Annotated in this window: 27 protein-coding genes and 1 pseudogene; all 28 read left to right on the forward strand. The window is 71.3% G+C overall.

From position 1 onward, the window contains the following. The first annotated feature begins 6 nt into the window (after positions 1-6). Entirely contained in the window at positions 7-957 is a 951-nt protein-coding gene (locus ACNAYW_RS15640; RefSeq protein WP_415850598.1) for a recombinase RecT, read from the forward strand. After that, positions 954-1,322, forward strand: coding sequence for a hypothetical protein (locus tag ACNAYW_RS15645; RefSeq protein WP_326482774.1), 369 nt, complete (start codon positions 954-956; stop codon positions 1,320-1,322). Before ACNAYW_RS15640 ends, ACNAYW_RS15645 begins: the two co-directional genes overlap by 4 nt. Next, positions 1,319-1,522 carry a hypothetical protein gene (locus ACNAYW_RS15650; protein WP_415850599.1) on the forward strand — a complete coding sequence of 68 codons (204 nt, stop codon included), beginning with the start codon at positions 1,319-1,321 and terminating at the stop codon, positions 1,520-1,522. The genes ACNAYW_RS15645 and ACNAYW_RS15650 overlap by 4 nt, the downstream gene beginning before the upstream one ends. Continuing rightward, positions 1,519-1,842: a hypothetical protein gene (locus ACNAYW_RS15655; RefSeq protein WP_415850600.1), complete on the forward strand. Its 324-nt coding sequence runs from the start codon at positions 1,519-1,521 to the stop codon at positions 1,840-1,842. The genes ACNAYW_RS15650 and ACNAYW_RS15655 overlap by 4 nt, the downstream gene beginning before the upstream one ends. Continuing rightward, positions 1,839-2,153: a hypothetical protein gene (locus ACNAYW_RS15660; RefSeq protein ID WP_415850601.1), complete on the forward strand. Its 315-nt coding sequence runs from the start codon at positions 1,839-1,841 to the stop codon at positions 2,151-2,153. The genes ACNAYW_RS15655 and ACNAYW_RS15660 overlap by 4 nt, the downstream gene beginning before the upstream one ends. Then, positions 2,150-2,929, forward strand: a complete 780-nt coding sequence (locus ACNAYW_RS15665; RefSeq protein WP_415850602.1) for a DUF6551 family protein — start codon at positions 2,150-2,152, stop codon at positions 2,927-2,929. The genes ACNAYW_RS15660 and ACNAYW_RS15665 overlap by 4 nt, the downstream gene beginning before the upstream one ends. Further along, a complete protein-coding gene (locus ACNAYW_RS15670) occupies positions 2,926-3,522 on the forward strand; it encodes a hypothetical protein (protein ID WP_415850603.1) in 597 nt (198 codons plus the stop codon). The genes ACNAYW_RS15665 and ACNAYW_RS15670 overlap by 4 nt, the downstream gene beginning before the upstream one ends. Then, on the forward strand, positions 3,522-4,142 hold the full coding sequence (locus ACNAYW_RS15675) for a molecular chaperone DnaJ (protein ID WP_415850604.1): 621 nt from the start codon (positions 3,522-3,524) through the stop codon (positions 4,140-4,142). Before ACNAYW_RS15670 ends, ACNAYW_RS15675 begins: the two co-directional genes overlap by 1 nt. Continuing rightward, positions 4,139-4,423, forward strand: a complete 285-nt coding sequence (locus tag ACNAYW_RS15680; protein ID WP_415850605.1) for a hypothetical protein — start codon at positions 4,139-4,141, stop codon at positions 4,421-4,423. Before ACNAYW_RS15675 ends, ACNAYW_RS15680 begins: the two co-directional genes overlap by 4 nt. Then, positions 4,420-4,695, forward strand: coding sequence for a hypothetical protein (locus ACNAYW_RS15685; RefSeq protein ID WP_068524352.1), 276 nt, complete (start codon positions 4,420-4,422; stop codon positions 4,693-4,695). Before ACNAYW_RS15680 ends, ACNAYW_RS15685 begins: the two co-directional genes overlap by 4 nt. Next, complete coding sequence (locus ACNAYW_RS15690; protein WP_326482766.1) at positions 4,692-5,420, forward strand: hypothetical protein; 729 nt, start codon at positions 4,692-4,694, stop codon at positions 5,418-5,420. The genes ACNAYW_RS15685 and ACNAYW_RS15690 overlap by 4 nt, the downstream gene beginning before the upstream one ends. After that, positions 5,420-5,680, forward strand: coding sequence for a hypothetical protein (locus ACNAYW_RS15695; RefSeq protein WP_415850606.1), 261 nt, complete (start codon positions 5,420-5,422; stop codon positions 5,678-5,680). The genes ACNAYW_RS15690 and ACNAYW_RS15695 overlap by 1 nt, the downstream gene beginning before the upstream one ends. After that, on the forward strand, positions 5,677-5,943 hold the full coding sequence (locus ACNAYW_RS15700; RefSeq protein ID WP_225535999.1) for a hypothetical protein: 267 nt from the start codon (positions 5,677-5,679) through the stop codon (positions 5,941-5,943). The genes ACNAYW_RS15695 and ACNAYW_RS15700 overlap by 4 nt, the downstream gene beginning before the upstream one ends. Next, positions 5,940-6,941, forward strand: coding sequence for a hypothetical protein (locus tag ACNAYW_RS15705; RefSeq protein ID WP_415850607.1), 1,002 nt, complete (start codon positions 5,940-5,942; stop codon positions 6,939-6,941). Before ACNAYW_RS15700 ends, ACNAYW_RS15705 begins: the two co-directional genes overlap by 4 nt. 2 nt (positions 6,942-6,943) lie before the next feature. After that, positions 6,944-7,174 (forward strand): hypothetical protein, encoded by a 231-nt coding sequence (locus ACNAYW_RS15710; RefSeq protein WP_326482762.1) that lies wholly within the window; start codon positions 6,944-6,946, stop codon positions 7,172-7,174. Further along, positions 7,171-7,938, forward strand: coding sequence for a hypothetical protein (locus ACNAYW_RS15715; protein WP_415850608.1), 768 nt, complete (start codon positions 7,171-7,173; stop codon positions 7,936-7,938). The genes ACNAYW_RS15710 and ACNAYW_RS15715 overlap by 4 nt, the downstream gene beginning before the upstream one ends. Further along, a complete protein-coding gene (locus tag ACNAYW_RS15720) occupies positions 7,935-8,180 on the forward strand; it encodes a hypothetical protein (protein ID WP_415850609.1) in 246 nt (81 codons plus the stop codon). The genes ACNAYW_RS15715 and ACNAYW_RS15720 overlap by 4 nt, the downstream gene beginning before the upstream one ends. 3 nt (positions 8,181-8,183) lie before the next feature. Continuing rightward, the gene (locus ACNAYW_RS15725; protein WP_415850610.1) at positions 8,184-9,545 is read left to right on the forward strand and encodes a replicative DNA helicase; all 1,362 of its coding nucleotides are present in this window, start codon (positions 8,184-8,186) and stop codon (positions 9,543-9,545) included. Further along, the gene (locus tag ACNAYW_RS15730) at positions 9,542-10,648 is read left to right on the forward strand and encodes a hypothetical protein (protein WP_415850611.1); all 1,107 of its coding nucleotides are present in this window, start codon (positions 9,542-9,544) and stop codon (positions 10,646-10,648) included. Before ACNAYW_RS15725 ends, ACNAYW_RS15730 begins: the two co-directional genes overlap by 4 nt. Before the next feature lie 17 nt (positions 10,649-10,665). Then, on the forward strand, positions 10,666-11,088 hold the full coding sequence (locus ACNAYW_RS15735) for a hypothetical protein (protein WP_415850612.1): 423 nt from the start codon (positions 10,666-10,668) through the stop codon (positions 11,086-11,088). After that, positions 11,082-11,243, forward strand: a complete 162-nt coding sequence (locus ACNAYW_RS15740; RefSeq protein WP_225536006.1) for a hypothetical protein — start codon at positions 11,082-11,084, stop codon at positions 11,241-11,243. The genes ACNAYW_RS15735 and ACNAYW_RS15740 overlap by 7 nt, the downstream gene beginning before the upstream one ends. A gap of 5 nt (positions 11,244-11,248) precedes the next feature. Further along, positions 11,249-12,013, forward strand: a complete 765-nt coding sequence (locus ACNAYW_RS15745) for a hypothetical protein (RefSeq protein WP_415850613.1) — start codon at positions 11,249-11,251, stop codon at positions 12,011-12,013. A gap of 144 nt (positions 12,014-12,157) precedes the next feature. Beyond that, complete coding sequence (locus ACNAYW_RS15750; RefSeq protein ID WP_225536009.1) at positions 12,158-12,499, forward strand: hypothetical protein; 342 nt, start codon at positions 12,158-12,160, stop codon at positions 12,497-12,499. A gap of 136 nt (positions 12,500-12,635) precedes the next feature. Beyond that, positions 12,636-12,962 (forward strand): hypothetical protein, encoded by a 327-nt coding sequence (locus ACNAYW_RS15755; RefSeq protein ID WP_415850614.1) that lies wholly within the window; start codon positions 12,636-12,638, stop codon positions 12,960-12,962. Then, entirely contained in the window at positions 12,943-14,496 is a 1,554-nt protein-coding gene (locus ACNAYW_RS15760; RefSeq protein ID WP_415850615.1) for a hypothetical protein, read from the forward strand. Before ACNAYW_RS15755 ends, ACNAYW_RS15760 begins: the two co-directional genes overlap by 20 nt. A 32-nt stretch (positions 14,497-14,528) precedes the next feature. After that, positions 14,529-15,911: a phage portal protein family protein gene (locus ACNAYW_RS15765; protein ID WP_415850616.1), complete on the forward strand. Its 1,383-nt coding sequence runs from the start codon at positions 14,529-14,531 to the stop codon at positions 15,909-15,911. Next, complete coding sequence (locus ACNAYW_RS15770) at positions 15,908-16,411, forward strand: hypothetical protein (protein WP_415850617.1); 504 nt, start codon at positions 15,908-15,910, stop codon at positions 16,409-16,411. Before ACNAYW_RS15765 ends, ACNAYW_RS15770 begins: the two co-directional genes overlap by 4 nt. After that, positions 16,404-16,739 (forward strand): annotated as a pseudogene (locus ACNAYW_RS15775) (phage protease); the annotation flags it as partial. The gene ACNAYW_RS15770 and the pseudogene ACNAYW_RS15775, both read left to right, overlap by 8 nt.

A 16,739-nucleotide genomic window follows, 5' to 3' on the forward strand; every position in this document is an offset into this window, starting at 1 on the left:
GCCCCCATGTCCACCGCACTCGCGACCACCAACCGCAGCAAGCTCGCGATCACCCCGCAGCAGCGGGAGTTCACGCCCGAGCAGCGCGAGCACCTCAAGCAGCTCGGCATCGACGACGCCCCCGACGCGGACCTCGCCGTGTTCTTCCACTACTGCGCGAACACGCAGCTCGACCCGTTCCTCAAGCAGATCTACATGATCGGGCGCCGCACGAAGGTCGGCGGCTACCGCGGCGAGCCCGAGCGCTGGGAGACCAAGTACACGATCCAGGTCGGCATCGACGGCTTCCGGATCCTCGGCAACCGCATCGCGAAGGCGCAGGGCCGCGGCTACCCCGTCCCCCGCCACGAATACTGCGGCTTCGACGGCGAGTGGCGCGACGTGTGGCTCGATCCGTCGCAGCCGCCGGCCGCCGCGAAGGGCATCGTCACCGTCGACGGCATCGAGTTCGCCGCCGTCGTCGCGTTCTCCGAGCGCGCGCAGACCCGGAACACGAGAGACGGCGGCACCGCGCTCACCGGCCAGTGGGTGACGCAGCCCGCGTGGATGCTCTCGAAGTGCGCCGAGGCCGCGGCCTGGCGCATGGCGTTCCCCGCCGACATGGGCGGGATCTTCGAGGACGCCGAGATGCCCGAGGTCGTCGACGGCGAGGTCGAGCCGCCCAAGCAGGCCAGCACGCCCGAGCAGGTCGCCAGCAACACCGCGGCGGCCGCGCTCACCGACGGCGAGATCGACGACGTGCTCAAGCAGATCGAGCAGTTCACCACCGTCGACCAGCTGAACGGCTACATCAAGGAGATCGCGCCGCGGCTGCCGCACCCGAACAGCAACCGCACCAAGCAGGTGAAGGCGGCCACCGCGGCACGCCGGGAGGCGCTCACCGACCCGCCCGCCGAGGAGGCGCCCGCGACGGCGCCCGCCGATGAGCCCGTCGACACCGAGGCGGTCGACCAGTGATCACCGCGCTCCGCTCGCACATGCCGATCGACATCGACATCAAGTACCAGCTCGACCCGTCCGACCTCGAGGGCGGCAGCGACCTGGCCCGCCAGCTCGCGGGCCGCGACCTTTTCACCCTGCCCTCGCGTGACGGCGCGAAGTTCCGGCCCGAGACCGCGTCGGTGCGGTTCTGGGACCAGGCCGGCGGCAGCTGGACGGTCGTCCTGACCGGGCCGATGGTGAAGAAGGACGGCAAGCTCGGCTCAGCAACCCGGCAGTGCGCGTTCGCCCACACCGACACCGCTCCCCCGCCCGCCTGGGTGGCCGAGCTCGTCAACGATGCGCGCGAGCGCGCGGCCCGGGCGATCAAGGCCGAGCTGTGATCACCGCGCTGATCGTCCTCATCGCCCTGGCCGTGGTTGTGCAGGTGCTCTGCGTGACCGCGGCCCGGGCGGCGGCGGAACGCGCCGAGCACGCGGCGCAGGCTGCGGCGCTGAACCGTCGGCACGCCGAGCGCGCCATGGAGGTCGCGGCCGAGCACGCCGTGACCGCGGGCCTCGAAGCGCGGAAGGCGCAGCGATGACCGCGCCGTACGTGTCCCCGATGCAGACCGGCCAGCTCGAGCGGCGCCTCTCGAAGACGTTTCAGCGCGCGCCGTACCTGTCCACGAAGACGTGGCGCCCCAAGTACGCCGGGTCGCGCCAGCGCGCCACGTGCGACGAGTGCTTCGCCGCGCAGCACGAGTCGGGCGGCGCGTACGGGTCCCGGCTCCACGTCCGGATGGTCCGCACCATGCCCGACGGCACGCAACTGCGGTTGTGCACCGCGCACGCCGAGCTGTGGAAGTCGTTCGACGAGAACACCAAGCCTGAGAAGCCACCGAGGAAGAAGGCCAGAAGATGATGCAGCAGATCCTCGCGTCCATCGGCGCCGGCACCGTCGTCGGCGTCCCGTCGTTCGTCCTCGCCTACCTGGCGACCCGCGTGATCGGCCGTCGCCGCGCACACCGGCACGCCCCCGTCCCTCAGTTCGCGCACGTCAAGGAGTGCCGGATTGACGTGGTGACCGACGACGGCATCAACCGCATCGACATCGACGTGCACTACGACGACCCCGCTGCCGCGTGCACCGCCGTCCGCGTGCTCGGCACCGAGATGCTGCCGACGTTCGCGCACGCCGTCGGCGCCTGCCGCCACGGAGACGAGCAGTCATGAACGAGAACGTCTACACCGCAGCGATCCCCGTCGCCGAGATGTTCGTCGACCGGTCGTACCAGCGCGAGCTCGACGAGCGCCGCGCGCACCGCATGGGCGCGACGTGGGACCCGCGGCTCGTCGGCGTCCTCGACGTCGCCGACCGCGGCGAAGACCAGTCGCCACGGTACGCCGTCGTCAACGGCCAGCACCGGTGGGCCGCGGCCTCACACGCCGGCGCCACCACGCACCTCGCCGCGAACGTCCACACCGGCCTGACCGTGGCCGACGAGGCCGCGCTGTTCCGCGACATCGACCTGTCCACCAAGAAGCTGTCGACCTGGGACCGATGGAAGGCCCGGCGCGCGGCCGGCGACGACACCGTGCTCGGCATCGACCGCATCGCCGAAGGCGTGGGTCTCAAGGTCGCGCCCGGCGGTGCGACCAACGCACTCGGCTGCCTCTCCGCGCTCGAGGCCGCGTACCGCCGCGACCCGCAGTTCCTCTCCGCGACGCTCGCGTCGATCACGGACCTGTGGCCGAGCGACCCCGCCGGGTTGAAAGCCGGCATCGTCCGCGGCCTGTTCGAGATCTTGCGGTCCGACGAGCTGGACGAGGAGCGGCTCGTCGACGCCCTCGTCGAGGTCACCCCCACGCAGCTGCACGCCCGGGCCGTCGAGTCCCGGAAGATCCACGACGGCCAGCAGTGGCAGTGCGTGGTGCGTGTGATCGTCGACGCCTACAACCAGGCCGGCCGCGGCAAGGTCGACCCGCAGATCGTTCTGGGGGCCGCATGAACACCACCCAGCTGCGCCCCCTCCCCGACTGGTTCGGCGACGTCGCCCACCAGGCCGCCCGGATCGCCCTGATCGAGGAGGACATGCCCGCCGACCTGCTCGACTCGCCCGAGATGCACGACGCGCTCGCCGGGGCGGCCCGCGCCGCCGCCGCGATCGTGCTCGACTACCTCGGCCACGACTACCGCACGCCCGTGCCGGACCCGTGGGCGAACGCGCCTCATCGCGCCGGCTTCCCCGTCGCCCGCGAGCACGAGAACGCTCTGCAGCGCGACGAACCGAACCCGAATTCGATGGCGCTGTGGGACGGCCGTTTCATCGCGCACATCGACGTGGAGGCGACCGAGCTCACGGGCCTCCGGTTTCGGATCCGGTGCGCCCACCGCCCGCGCGTCCAGGAGTTCGTGCGCGACCACGACGGCGACCTGTTCGCCCAGTGGCGTGGCGGCGCCTACCGCGTGACCGAGGTGATCGCGGCCCGCGGCTATCTCGACCTCGTGCTCCTGCCGTGCGTACCCGTCGTCGATCTCGGGCCCGGCCGCATGGCCGACCTCGACACACCCGGGCGCCGAGGCAAGGAGGCGTCGGTCTGATGGCTACCAACTACCCCACCGGCATGCGCCTGCGCCCCATCGTGGCGTGGCCCGGGACGCTCACCACCGACCGGATCCGCTCGCCGTTCTCCGCACCGTGGGCGGACACGCTCGACAAGTTGGACCGCGAGCTCTGGCACCTCGGCCCCATGGGCGGGAACGCCGACGCTGTGCTGCAGATCGCGATGCGCGAGCAGGACTTCCGCCTCGACGGGATGCCCCGCGCGAACAGCACGCCCGAGCACCCCGGGGTGATCCTCAACGTGGAGAGCACCAAGGGCGCGCTGTCGTTCCCGTGCGATCGGTTCACCCGCTGGCAGGACAACCTTCGCGCGATCGCGCTCGGTCTCGAGGGACTGCGCCGCCTCGATCGGTACGGCATCACCGCGGGCAGCCAGCAGTACACCGGCTGGCGGCAGCTCGACTCCGGGCCCGCACCGTCGAGCACCGCAGACGCCGAGGCCGTGCTCATGCAGTTCGGCGACGGCCTGCGTGAGGGCGATTCGTGGCGCGACGTCTACCGCCGCGCCGTCATGGCCACCCATCCCGACCGCGGCGGCCGGCGCGAGGACTTCGAACGGGTCCAGGCCGCCGCCGAACGCCTCGGGGTCGCGTCATGACCGGCCCGCACCGCTACGAGAGGAACCTGATGTCCCCCGCCGAGCTGATCCGCCTCAAGGCCGTCGACCGCGCGATCCACCTCGCCGAGGCCACCGGCGCCAAGCCCAGCGCGGCGGACCTGGTCGCCGACGCCGAGGTGATCCGCAGGTACATCACCGGCGCCGGCACGACGGTGACGACCGCGATCCGGATCGAGAACCCGGATGCCGCGGTGGCCGCCATCGAGGCGGCGCAGCGGCGCGCGCCGAAGCCGGGCGAGCACCTGCGGGGCATCCGATGAGCACCCTCGACGACGAACGGCTCATGTCCCCGCGCGAGCTCGCCGAGGCGAAGGTCTTCGGCAACCACTCCGAGGAGTGGATCCGCGCCCAGTGCCGCGACGGCGCCTTCAAGGACCACTGCCGGTGGGACGGCCGCCGCTACTGGATGGACATCCACGACGTGCGCGCCGCGAAGAACGCCATGCGCCGCAGCGTGCCCGTCGCGGTCACGCGCAGCGGCCTCACCCCGCGCTCCGCAGCGCGCCACCAGAACACGAGAGGCAGATCATGACCGAGACCAAGGACCTTGCGAGCGAGGCCCGGGCCGCTCTCGACGGCGTCACGCCGGGCCGCTGGGTCTGGCGCGGGAATACCGACCACCGAGGCGACGTCGAGCTCCGCGCGGTCGGCGGCCCGCACGGGCACCTGGACGTGATGCGCAGGTGCCAGGAGGACGACCCCGCAGAAACCGCTGCCGCCGAGTGGGATGCCGATCGTGAGCTCGGCGACTACATCGACCGCGACCGCTGGATCGAGATGCGGGAGGCCAATCCCGAGAAGTACATCTCGTTCGGCGCCGACGGTGCGCATTGGCACGTGACCCACGGCCGCGACCTCGTCGTCTACGAGGTCGCCCGCAACCAGAACCTGCCCGACGACACCCCGCGCGATCACCCGAAGGTGTACCGGGCCGACGTCGTCGACGTGCGGAACGCGAACGCCCGGTTCATCGCTGCGGCGCCCGACCTGGTCCGGCGCATGGCCGCGGCGCTTGAGGAGGCCGAGGCCTTGCTCGAGCGCGCCGTCGAGCTGAGCGCCCGCGACATGCTGTCGACCATCGGGCACGCCGCCGTGGCTCCGGCCCTGCAGCGCCTCACGGACGCGCTCGGTATCGCCCCGCTGCCGGACGCGGCCACGCTCGTCGGCTGGGACGACCTCGACGACGAAGCCCACGCAGCGCTGCTCGACTTCGCCCGCGCCCGCCTGGGCCTCGCGACACCGTCCGAGGAGGATTGATGCCCGAGACCCGCACCGTCGGCGCCACCGCCTGGCTGCGCTCCGTCCAGCGCTGGGACGACGGCACCGTCGCCAGCGTGGTCGTGCACCGCTGGACCGGCTACACCGCGGCCGACATCCGCCGGCACCGCATCGCCCGGTGCCGCGAGGCCCGCATGAACCACACGCTCGACGGCGACGCGCTCGTGATCACGCTGCACGACGGCCGCACCGAGACGCTCACCTTCCACGACACCGAGCCTCGGGCGGTGCCGGCATGAGCACCGATCCCGCCCTCGCTGCGATCCGCCGGCTCCCCGACCACCACGGCGGCGTCCACGTCACGCCCACCGAGGACCGCGGGAGGCTCGACGGCGCCCGCGAAGCACTGGCCCCGATCCGCGCACGGCACCACAAGGTGCCCGCCAACGCCCGCCGCGACAACGGAACCCGCGTCTGCGCGCACTGCCTCGACGACCGCGGCATCCCAGTTCTCTGGCCTTGCGCGGACGCCCTCGACGCCTACCCGCCGGAGGAGTTATGAGCACCGAGACCGATCGCGTCATCGCCAGCATCGACCGCGCGCTCACCAGCGACGAGATCACGGACATCGTCGACGAGCAGCTCGCGCGGTACGACCAGCGCACCGGCTACGACTACAGCATCGGCCAGCCCCGGTGCGCGCATTGCGGCAGCGACGAGCACCACCTCGCGATCACCGAGCGCATCGAGGAGATGCGCGACTGGGGCCTGTACGACGAGTCGTACCGGTATGACGAGGACACGTCGCGGATCGTCTGCCCCGGCTCGAACGTCCCCGGACCGGTCGGGTTTCGGCGGGCCCATGTCCGCGAGCAGCGCGCCGAGGAGCTTCGGGAGGCACGTCGCGACTTCGACCGGAGGCAGGCCGAGCGGCATGCCGCACTCGAAGCCGGGCTGCGCGCCCACGGCTACACGGCCATCGGTACCACGGCCGACGGGGGGAACGTCCTGATCCGGCCGGTCGGCGACGACCCCAGTTACGCCGAGGGCGGTCTCGTGTCCCGAAGTCACGGCGCAGACCTGACCATCTACGACGAGGCGCGGGAGCCCATCCTGGAACCGACTCCATGGGAGCGACTGCGCGACCTGATCTTCGGCTCGGTTCAGGCATTGGGCCAGATCACCGAGGTCACCGACGCCGTCACCAACGCCTGGTCTGAGATGCGCGGCGCAGCGGTCTCTGCGGGGCTCGCGGTTGATCCGGATCGGCTCACCGTCCGCCTGTTCACCAGTGCCGGCCAGCCGGTGCGCCTCGGCCGCAATGCGCGCGTCGTCAGCTACGAGCAGACCGTCACCGGCTTCACCGTCGAGATCGACGGCCGGTTCACCCGCTCGTTCGGAGTACCCCACCGGATCCTCCTCGAAGGACCAGGCGGCCCCCGCGAACGCATCGCCGGCATCGTCACCGAGCTCTCGTCGACGCCGGGCGGGCCGATCCGCATCGAGGCCGCATCCGAGCACCGCCGCCTACCCACCGTCTACACCGAACCGGAGAACTGACCATGGCCCAGCCGCTCCCCAGCATCCCCGCGATCTTCTCGATCGACATCTCGCTCAACGGCACCAACATCGCGACCATCGAGGCCCCCAGCAACCTGCCCGTCAACATCACCGGCGGCATCGACGTGGGTGACGTCCCGCAGATCAAGATGGAGCTCGACGAGGACCGTGTGCGCGACAGCCTCGCCGAGGTCCTGCGCGCCGCGGCCGACCAGATCGTCGGCGCATCGTGAGCGCCCCGAAGCTGCCAGCCGACCCGGAGCTGTTGGCTGCGCATCCGCCGAACCCCGCCCGCGACGCCCGGCCGGGCCGGCCGTTCAGGTCGGCCGACGGCTGCCTGTGGGTGCTGCTCGCGTGGAGCCCGGACGCCGAAGAGCCGTGGTTCCAGGTCGCCCCGGATGGCAAGTCGCGCTATGCACGCCGCGTCGAGGCTGAGGACGCGGGCCTGGTGCCGCTGGACCCACCTGGTGATCCGTTCCTGCGGAAGGCTTCCACCCTCACCAGACCGCACCTGACGATCGCCGACCTCAAGTTCGAGCCCGCCCCGCTGGACCTCGGCGACTCCGGGCAGCTGCGTCGATGCGCCGCCGACGCCCGCGCGATCTACAAGGCGGGTGTGTCGCCCGCGGCCCTTGCTGTGGAGCGTCACCTGCTCGATCGCGCCGAACGCCTGGACCGTGAGCGCGCCGAGGCCGAACAGGATGCGTCCGACCGCAAGCGGGCCGAGGAGGCGTGGACCGCCGCGAACAACTGGCCGAAGTGGGGTGACCTGGATGCCTCGGTGCAGGTCACGTTCACGTCGGGATACCGCGCTGGCCGTGCTGCCGTTGATGAGCAGCCGGAGGGCGACAAGAAGATCTTGATCCGTGAAGCGGACGCCCTCCTTGCGGCGATGAGTCCCGACACGTTTGGAGAACGGGCAGTGCGCCGCCTGCGGGATGCGCACGCGAAGGCCGTAGACGACAGCATTCGCCGAGCCATCGAGGGGAAACAGTGAGCACTCTCGACGTCCCGGACGTGCCGCCGCTCACCCCGGAGCAGGCCGTCATGATCCAGCGGGACATGCAGCTCTCGCGGCACCTCGAAGACCTCACGCTGTCCGACGATAACCGGCTCGCGCTGATCGACCAGAAGCTCACGCTCGAGCGGCAGCTGCAGGCCTCGCGCGACAGATCGTGGAACGCGTGGTGGCGCGACAGCGGCCGACAGGAGCAGATCGACCGGATGGTGGGCCGGTAGCACGTGGAGCCCATCGACCAACTCGCACGCGACGATCCACGCGACACACTGCAGGACCGCCGCGACTACACCTTCGACGACCCCGAGGCCGAGCTGACATTGCTCTCCCGGGGTCTGTCGTTGGCGGACCCCGATCCGACTCTGCTCGCCAGCGTTGCACCGTCCGACTTCGCCGACCCCGCCACCGGCACCCTGTGGGCCGCGGCGCGCGCCATCCTCGACGCCGGCCAGCTGTGCACCCGCTCCCGGATCCTCGAGCAGGTCGCGCACACCGGCACCGAGCTGCGCCAGCACGTGCTGACCGGCCGCCTCGAGCTCGCGGACATGCGCACCGCCACCGACCGGCAGGCGGGCGAGGCCGCGCGCACCGTTCGGCAGCTCGCCGAGCGCCGACGCCTGCGCGGCGCCCTGCAGTCGGCGATGTTCGCCCTCGAGGCGGGGCAGGACGCGGGCTCGACGTCGGAGCTGCTCAGCGAGCATCTGCGCCGCCTCGACGAGGCGGACACCCGCACCGGCGACGACGTGCTCACGTTCGGCGAGGCCGTCGCGGCATGGCGGGAGCGGCAGGCCCGCCCACTGTCGCAGCCGATCGCCACGCCGTTCCCGGACCTGAACGCGGTGATCGCCGACGGCCTGCAGGGTGGCCGCACCTACGTGATCGGCGCGCGGCCCGGCGCCGGCAAGTCGATCATGGGCGCCAACCTCGCCCAGTACGCGGCCGAGTGCGGCGTGCCCGCGCTGGTGTTCTCCGCGGAGATGCCGGTGCACGAGGTCGCGGCCCGCATGATCGCCGCGGGCGCGCAGGCCGACTACACGCAGCTGCAGCGACGGCGCCTGTCGAAGTGGCACAAGGACTCCGTCGACACCTACCTCGCCGAGCACGAGGCCACGCTGCCGCTGTTCGTGGTGGACAAGCACAACATCTCCACCGAGTACATCGCGACGGTGTGCCGGCGGATGAAGCGCCGCCACGGCGTGCGCGTCGTGTTCGTCGACTACCTGCAGCTGCTCCGCGAGACCGACAGCCGAGCCGCGCGCGAGCGGCAGGTGGCCTCGATGTCGCGTGCCCTCAAGGTGCTCGCCGTCGAGCTGGACCTCGCGATCATCATCGCCTGCCAGCTGAACCGCGGCTCCGCAGGCGAGAAGCGGGTGCCCTCGCTGATCGACCTGCGCGAGTCCGGCGCGATCGAGCAGGACGCCGACGTCGTGCTGCTGCTGCACCACGACCCGGACGACCCGAACAGCGGTGAGGTGCAGGTGATCGCTGCGAAGAACCGTACCGGGCCCGCGGGTGGTCACCTGCGGCTCGGATGGGCGCCGCACCAGGCGCGCATGGGACACATCGGAACGGAGGGCTCGAGATGAGCGACGCGGACAAGTTCGCGTGGATGAAGGCGCTGGGCCGCACCAAGGGGCTCAGCGCGGCGCAGTACGCGTGCGCGATCGCGGTGTGGAACAACAGCAACGGCGAGGGCGCGGGAGCGTTCGTCTCGGCGGCGTCCGTGGCCCGTGATGCCGGCCTCGCGGTGTCGACGACGGAGCGCGCGATGCGGTCGCTGAGGGACCTCGGAGTGGTCGTGCAGACCTCCCGTGGAGGCGGCCGCCGGCGGGCCTCGGCGTACTCGCTGGGCGTGTTGGCGGCCGCGGAAACACCCGCACCGACGCCCGGTGTAGACGAAGAAACACCCTCACTCACGCCTGGTAGCGAAGGCGATTCCCCCGCACCGACGCCCGGTGACGATTCAGGAACACCCGCACCGACGCCCGGTAGCTTTCTCGAAACCCCCGCGTCCACGCCCGGTAAGCAGTGCTCACCGGGCGTCAGTGCGGGACCATCAGATAGTAGTAGTTGCGTTGGTATACGCGAGGGCCGCTACGACGACCCGAACGACGGACGGTTCAGCAACGGCATCCCGTACCCGCCCGACCCGATGGAGACCCCGACGCCCGGCGGGCCCGTCGTTACCGACGCGATCCGGACGATGGTGCGCCAGGTCGTCGGCCGCCTCTCACGCAACGCGATCGACAGCCTCGCCCGCCACGTCGCCGCCGCCATCGCCCAGGACGTCCCCGAGGCCGCGATCCGCACCGCCCTCGCCCATTGGCGCGACCGCGACAAGGCGAAGCCGGGCCTGCTGCCGTACCTGATCGACGACGCCGCAAAGGCGCTCTCGGCCAGCACCGCCCGCGCCACCGCGATCGCGACCGACCCGGCCGTGGCCCGCGCCGCGCTCGCCGAACAGGCACGCGAGATCGTCGAGACCGCACGCCACGCGGGCGACATCAGCCGCCTCGAGCCGCTGTGGCTCGCCTCCGACGACCCCGAAGCGCTCGCCGGCCACGGCTTCGAGTTCAACCCCGACTGGGGCACCCCCGAAGACCAGCAGCGCCGCGAGTGGATCCTCGACCGCTTCGACCGCCTCGCCCGCCTCGTCCACGCCGACCTGCAGCGCCGCGCCGCCGCCTGACCACGAAAGGCCCCACCGTGCCAACGATCACGCTCACCACCACCATGACCCGCCCGCCCGAGTCGCCGAACAACCGCCTGCACTGGTCCGCCACCAACCGCATCCGGCGCGAGGTCCGCTGGGAGCTCATGGTCCGCGCCCGCGGCGCTGGCGCGCCCACCGGGCTCGACCACGTCACCGTCACCGTCCACCACCGCCCCGCCGACTCGCGCGGCATCTGGGACGACGACAACCGCCTCGCCGGGTGCAAGGCGATCTTCGATGCGCTCCACGGGCACAGCGGCCGCGACACTGGCCCCGCCTGGCCGATCGTCGCCGACGACTCCCCCGACCACATGACCCAACGCGCCGTCGGCCACCCGCCCGCCAAGAGCCAGCCCGCCGCGCTCTGGGTCGAGCTCACCTGGACCGCCACCGACGAGGAGGACATCCTGTGCTGACCGACCTGTACTTCGTCGTCCGGACGCTCCCCGATGGCAGCAAGCACCGCGTCTCCGACCTGCTGTCCCTCGAGGCCGCAGAGGCGAGCCGCGACCGACTCAACGGCGACTCCGAGAACCCGGAGTTCTCCGTCCACCCAGTTCAGAGAGGTTGACGCGGATGCCCGCAGCCACCGACCACATGAGCCTCAGCACGGCCGAACAGGCCAAGCTCAGGGCCGAGCTCGACGCCGTCATCGAGTGGATCGCCGAAGCCCTCGAAGAGACCGTCACCGGCCAGACCAGCCATCCAGCCGGCCCCCGCAGCCGCCGCGCCAAGAAGGGCAGCACCGAGGAGGACTCCTCGCTCCCGATGCACTGGCTCGCCTCCGAAGTCGAGTGGGTCCTCGCGAACACGCTCAACGCGTGGATCACGCACGTCACAACCAAGCGGTTCATGACCCACCCCGGGCGCCTCGGCGTCTCAGCGGCCGCACGGTGGCTCAACACCGCCCGGCACGTCACCGGGCTCGCGCTCACCCCGGAAGGCCCGCAGGCTCTCGACGAGCTCTGCTACGCCATCGCCCAGGCCCGCCGCGTCGTCGACCGCCACGAGCATCCCGGCTACGTCGGCGCATGCCCGGTCTGCAAGGGCGACCTGTACGCCCGCCGCGGCGCCGAGAAGATCACCTGCCGCGAGTGCGAGCGCGTCGTCACCACCCGGGCCGACAACGATCAGCGAATCGACGGCGAGCTCGACGGCCGTCTGTTCACCGCCCCCGAGCTCGTAGACGTCGTCGAGGCACGCCTCGGCATCAAGGTCACCACCAAGACGATCCGGAACCTCGCGCGCTACCGGATCACCACCCACGGCCAAGACCGACGCGGACACGCGCTCTACCGCTGCGGCGACGTGCTCGACGCCCTCGCGAGCCGCACCGGATGACAACCGAAATCCCATGACCTGCACTGAGCCCTGCCCGTGCTACGCTAGCCGCGTCGGCGGAGAGTTGGACCAACCGCCAACCCGAGCCCCACGCGCCAAGCGCCGGGGCTCTCGTCGTCTCAGGACCCGCAAGGGAGCACGCCCTTGAAGACCACGACGGCACGCGGACTCGGCTGGCAGCACCAACAGATCCGCCGACGCCTCATCGCGAACCACCGCGACGGCGCGAACTGCTGGTGGTGCAACGGACCGATGTACCGCGAGCCCGCCCGCAACTTCGACGGCGCCGCACTCGAAGCCGACCACAGCCTCGCCCGCTCCCACGGCGGACACCGCGCCGACCGGCTCCTCCACATGACCTGCAACCGGCAACGCCAAGACGGCAGCCGCGACCACCTCCGGCCCGCCCTCACCGGCCAGCCCATCGGCGACACCTCCCCCGCCGACGACGGCCTCGCGCCACGCCACCTCCCCTGGCCCTGGTAGCCGAACCACAAGCCCCCCTTTGAAATCTCGAAGGGGGGCTCCGAGCTGACTGCCCCGGTAGCCAGGGATTTTTTTACGCCGGGCGATCACGAAATCGGAAAATGTGCCCTGCCTGGGCGGATAGGTGCGGTTGATCGTGACGTTCGACGACGAATTCGGTGACGGTGGCGCCGCGTTGTGGGGCGAGCTGCACGACGAGCTGGACCCGGCGGACCTGACGGTGCTGATCCAGGAGGCGTGCCGCATCACGGACCGGCTCGACCGGCTGCACGCGGCGATCCAGGCGGACGGCATCGTCGAACTGATCGAGCGCGACGGTGACGTCATCGAGGTGAAGGTCGACAACGTGCTGTCGGAGGCCCGGCAGCAGGCCGGCGCGCTGCAGCGGCTACTCGCGGACATCGCGAAGCGCAGAGGCGACGGCGCCGAGGAGCCCGAGAGCGATGGCCTCGCCGATCTCTGACCTGTTCCCGACGCTCACCGGGCGGCAGGAGCCGCACCACCTCTCGGTGACGCCCGGCGACACGTCGATGGGCGACAAGGCGATCGAGTTGAAGCGCCGGGTCGGCGTCGAGTCGATGCCGTGGCAGCGCCTCTCGCAGCAGGTGATCATGTCGACCACGCCCGCGGGTCGGTGGACGCACCCGACGGTGTGCCTGATCTGCACCCGGCAGAACGGGAAGTCGGAGATCCTGATCGACCGGTGCCTGTACGGGCTGTTCAAGCTCGACGAGACGATCCTGTACACCGCGCAGCGGTGGAAGACGGCGCGAGATGCCTGGCGCCGCATGATGAAGCTGATCAAGCGGCGGCCGTGGCTCCGCAAGCACGTGGTGCGGCAGACCTGCTCGCAGGGCGAGGGCGTGATCGAGCTCGACACAGGCGCGCTGATCAGCTTCGGCACCCGCTCGGCCGACGCCGGTCGCGGCCTGACGGTGATCGACCTGATCATCTACGACGAGGCCTACAACTTGACCGACAGCGAGATCGCCGCGATGGCGTTCACGCAGATGGCGGCCGTCAACCCGCAGCGCATCTACGCGTCGAGCGCGGTGAACCAGGATCAGCACCCGAACGGCGCTGTCCTGGCCGCTGTTCGGCGCCGCGGCCTCGCGGGCGAGCCCCGGCTCGGATTCCTCGAGTGGATGGCGCCCGACGATCCGGGGTGCTGCGCCGCGTGCGCGGCCGTCGGTGACCTGGACCGCGAGGACATCGCGACCGCGATGTACGCCAACCCGTCGTTCGGGGTGATCCAGACAGAGGAGAAGCTCCTCGACATCAAGGCGGACCTCTCCACCGAGGCGGGGCGGAAGTCGTACGACGTCGAAGCCCTCGGCCGCGGCGACTGGCCGGACGACGAGCTCGACAAGAAGCCCGCGATCGACCCCGAGAAGTGGGGCAAGCGCCGCGACGACGCTCCCGCCCCGGTCGGCAGCCCCGTGATAGGGCTCGTGCTCGCGCCAGACCGCCGGCACTGGGCGATCGTGGCCGGCCAGCACACCGACGCGGGCCGGATCCACGTCGAGCTCGGCTCGTGGCGGCCGATGTCGCACGACGACGTGGTGCGGTACGTGTCCGCGGTGGTAACCGACTGGGACCCGGCGGCCGTGGTGCTCGACGCGAAGGGCCTGGCGAAGGTGATCGTGCCGAAGCTGCAGGCTGCCGGCATCGAACCGGAGCTGCTGAACACGCCGCAGGTCGCGGGCGCGTGCGGCGGGTTCCTCGACGACGTCGACGACGGCGTGATCTCGCACTCCGGGCAGCCGCTGCTGGATACCGCGGCGCGCGGGCTGACGCTCCGAGACCTGCCGCAGGGCGATTTCGTCTTCGAGGCCACCACGGAGTCGGCGCCGATCGTCGCGGCGATGCTCGCCCGCGAGGGAGTGCTCCGGTTCGCATCGAAACCGACTGCCGCTCCCGCCTCGCCCGCGTTCCATGTCCCGCAGGCCGCCGCGGAGGGCGATTCCGGCGTGGACCTGCTGACCGTTGCGTTCTGAAACATGCACTGAGAGAAGGGAGGTGAGCCGAAATGGCGAAGGCCGCTAAGAAGCCGAAGCCCGCGACGCCCGCGTTCCGCGAGAAGGGCATGGTGGTGCCGCCGTCGGCGAACGGCTTCTCGCAGTGGGAGGCCTTCGAGCAGGTCCCCGACCTGCAGTGGCCCGCGAGCGTGCGCACGTTCACGCGGATGGAGCGCGAGGACTCTCGTGTGAGCTCGCTGCTCTCCGCGATCAGCCTCCCGATCCGCCGCACGCCGTGGCGCATCGCCCAGGGCGGCGCCTCCGACGAGGTCACCGCCTTCGTGGCGCAGAATCTCGGCCTGCCGATCGACGGCGCGGGGGATGAGCCGCTGTCGACGCGCACCCGCGGCCGGTTCAGCTTCCCGCAGCACCTGATGTGGGCGCTGACCTGCAACCAGTACGGGCACGCAGTGTTCGAGCAGGTCTACCGTACCGACGAAGACGGCATGATCTGGCTGCACAAGCTCGCGCCGCGCCCGCAGCGCACTATCTCGCAGTGGAACGTCGCCGAATCCGGTGCGCTCCTGTCGATCCAGCAGTGGGCGCCGACGACCGGCGGGCCGGTGCTGCACGCCGGTGCCGCGTCGGGCACGCCCAGCGAGATCCCCGTCGACCGCCTCGTGGTCTACACCCGCGATATGGAGCCGGGGTTCTGGATCGGCCGGTCGCTGCTGCGCCCGTCGTTCAAGCACTGGCTGCTCAAGGACGAGCTCCTGCGGATCCAGGCGACGTCGATCCGCCGCAACGGCATGGGCGTCCCGGTGGCGACCGGCGCGCCGAACGCGAGCGACGAGGACCTCGAGAAGCTGAGGAAGATGGCGTCGGCGTACCGCGTCGGCGAGCAGGCCGGCGCCGCGCTGCCCTACGAGGCGAAGCTCGAGCTGCTCGGCGTGCAGGGCAACATGCCCGACACGGCACGGGCGATCGAGTACCACGACCAGATGATCGCGATCGCCGGTCTCGCGCACTTCCTGAACCTCGCCAGCGGCGGCTCGTACGCGCTCGCGTCGGTGCAGGCGGACGTGTTCGCGCAGTCGACGAACACGCACGCGGAGATGGTCCGGGACGTGTTCAATGCGCACGTCATCGAGGACCTCGTCGACGTGAACTGGGGGCCGGACGAGGCCGCGCCACGCCTGATCTTCGACGCGATCGGCTCGCAGCAGGACGCGACGGCCGCCGCGGTGGTCCAGCTCGTCCAGGCCGGCGTGCTGTCGCCGGATTCGGTGCTCGCGCAGTCGATGAAGCAGCGGATGGGCCTCCCGTCCGCGCCTGAGCTCGCGCCGCTCGGTGCCGAAGCGCCCATCGCGGCGGTGTCGGCGTCCCGCGCGCCCCGCAAGCCGCTCGCGCGCGCCGGATCCGCCGCTGTCGACGGGCAGGGCGCGCTGTGGTGACCGCGCGGCCCGCTCTGTCGAACGTCCCGGGCGTCGAACTCGCCCGCACCGGCCAGTGGTCCGCCTCGACGGGCGTCTCCACCATCACCCGCGACGACCTGACCGCGGCGGTGGCCGCGATGGACTGCCCCGCGGTGCGCGACCCGATCATCAAGCTCGGGCACACCGACCCGCGGTTCGACGGTGAGCCCGCGTTCGGCCGGATCACGAATCTGTCGGTCCGCAACGCCTGCTCGCTGGTCGGCGACCTGACCGGGATGCCCGGCTGGCTCGGCCCGATCCTCGCGTCGGCGTACCCGTCGCGGTCGATCGAGGGCGAGTGGAACCACCGCTGCGCCGTCGGCCACGTCCACTCGTTCGTCATCACCGGCCTCGCGCTGCTCGGCATCACTGATGCCCGCGATCGGGTCGCTCGCCCCGCTCAACGACATCGCCGCGATGTGGGCCGACGACTACCAGCCCGCCCTGCCCGCACAGATGAAGGGATCCGCCATGGGTAAGACCATCGCCGCGGCCGCGACCGTCGAGGACATCCGGCGCGCCTACTACGACCGCGAGCAGAACTACGACCTGTGGATCGAGGAGATCCAGCTCGCGCCGCTGCAGCTCATCGTCGTCAACGACGCCGACGGCACCCGCGCGCGCATCGCCGTGGCCGTCGACCCGGAGCAGGACGGCGACGCCGCGATCACGTTCGGCGAGCCGGTGCCCGTCGTCGTCCGCTACGACGACGTCGCCGCACCGGCGGCCAGCGAAGGCGGCCAGCAGGTCGCCGCATCCAAGCTTCGGTTCGCGTCGCGGACTGAATCCCGGCCCGCGCAGCGGGCC

Source organism: Tsukamurella ocularis (assembly GCF_965138335.1).
Lineage (GTDB): Bacteria > Actinomycetota > Actinomycetes > Mycobacteriales > Mycobacteriaceae > Tsukamurella > Tsukamurella ocularis_A.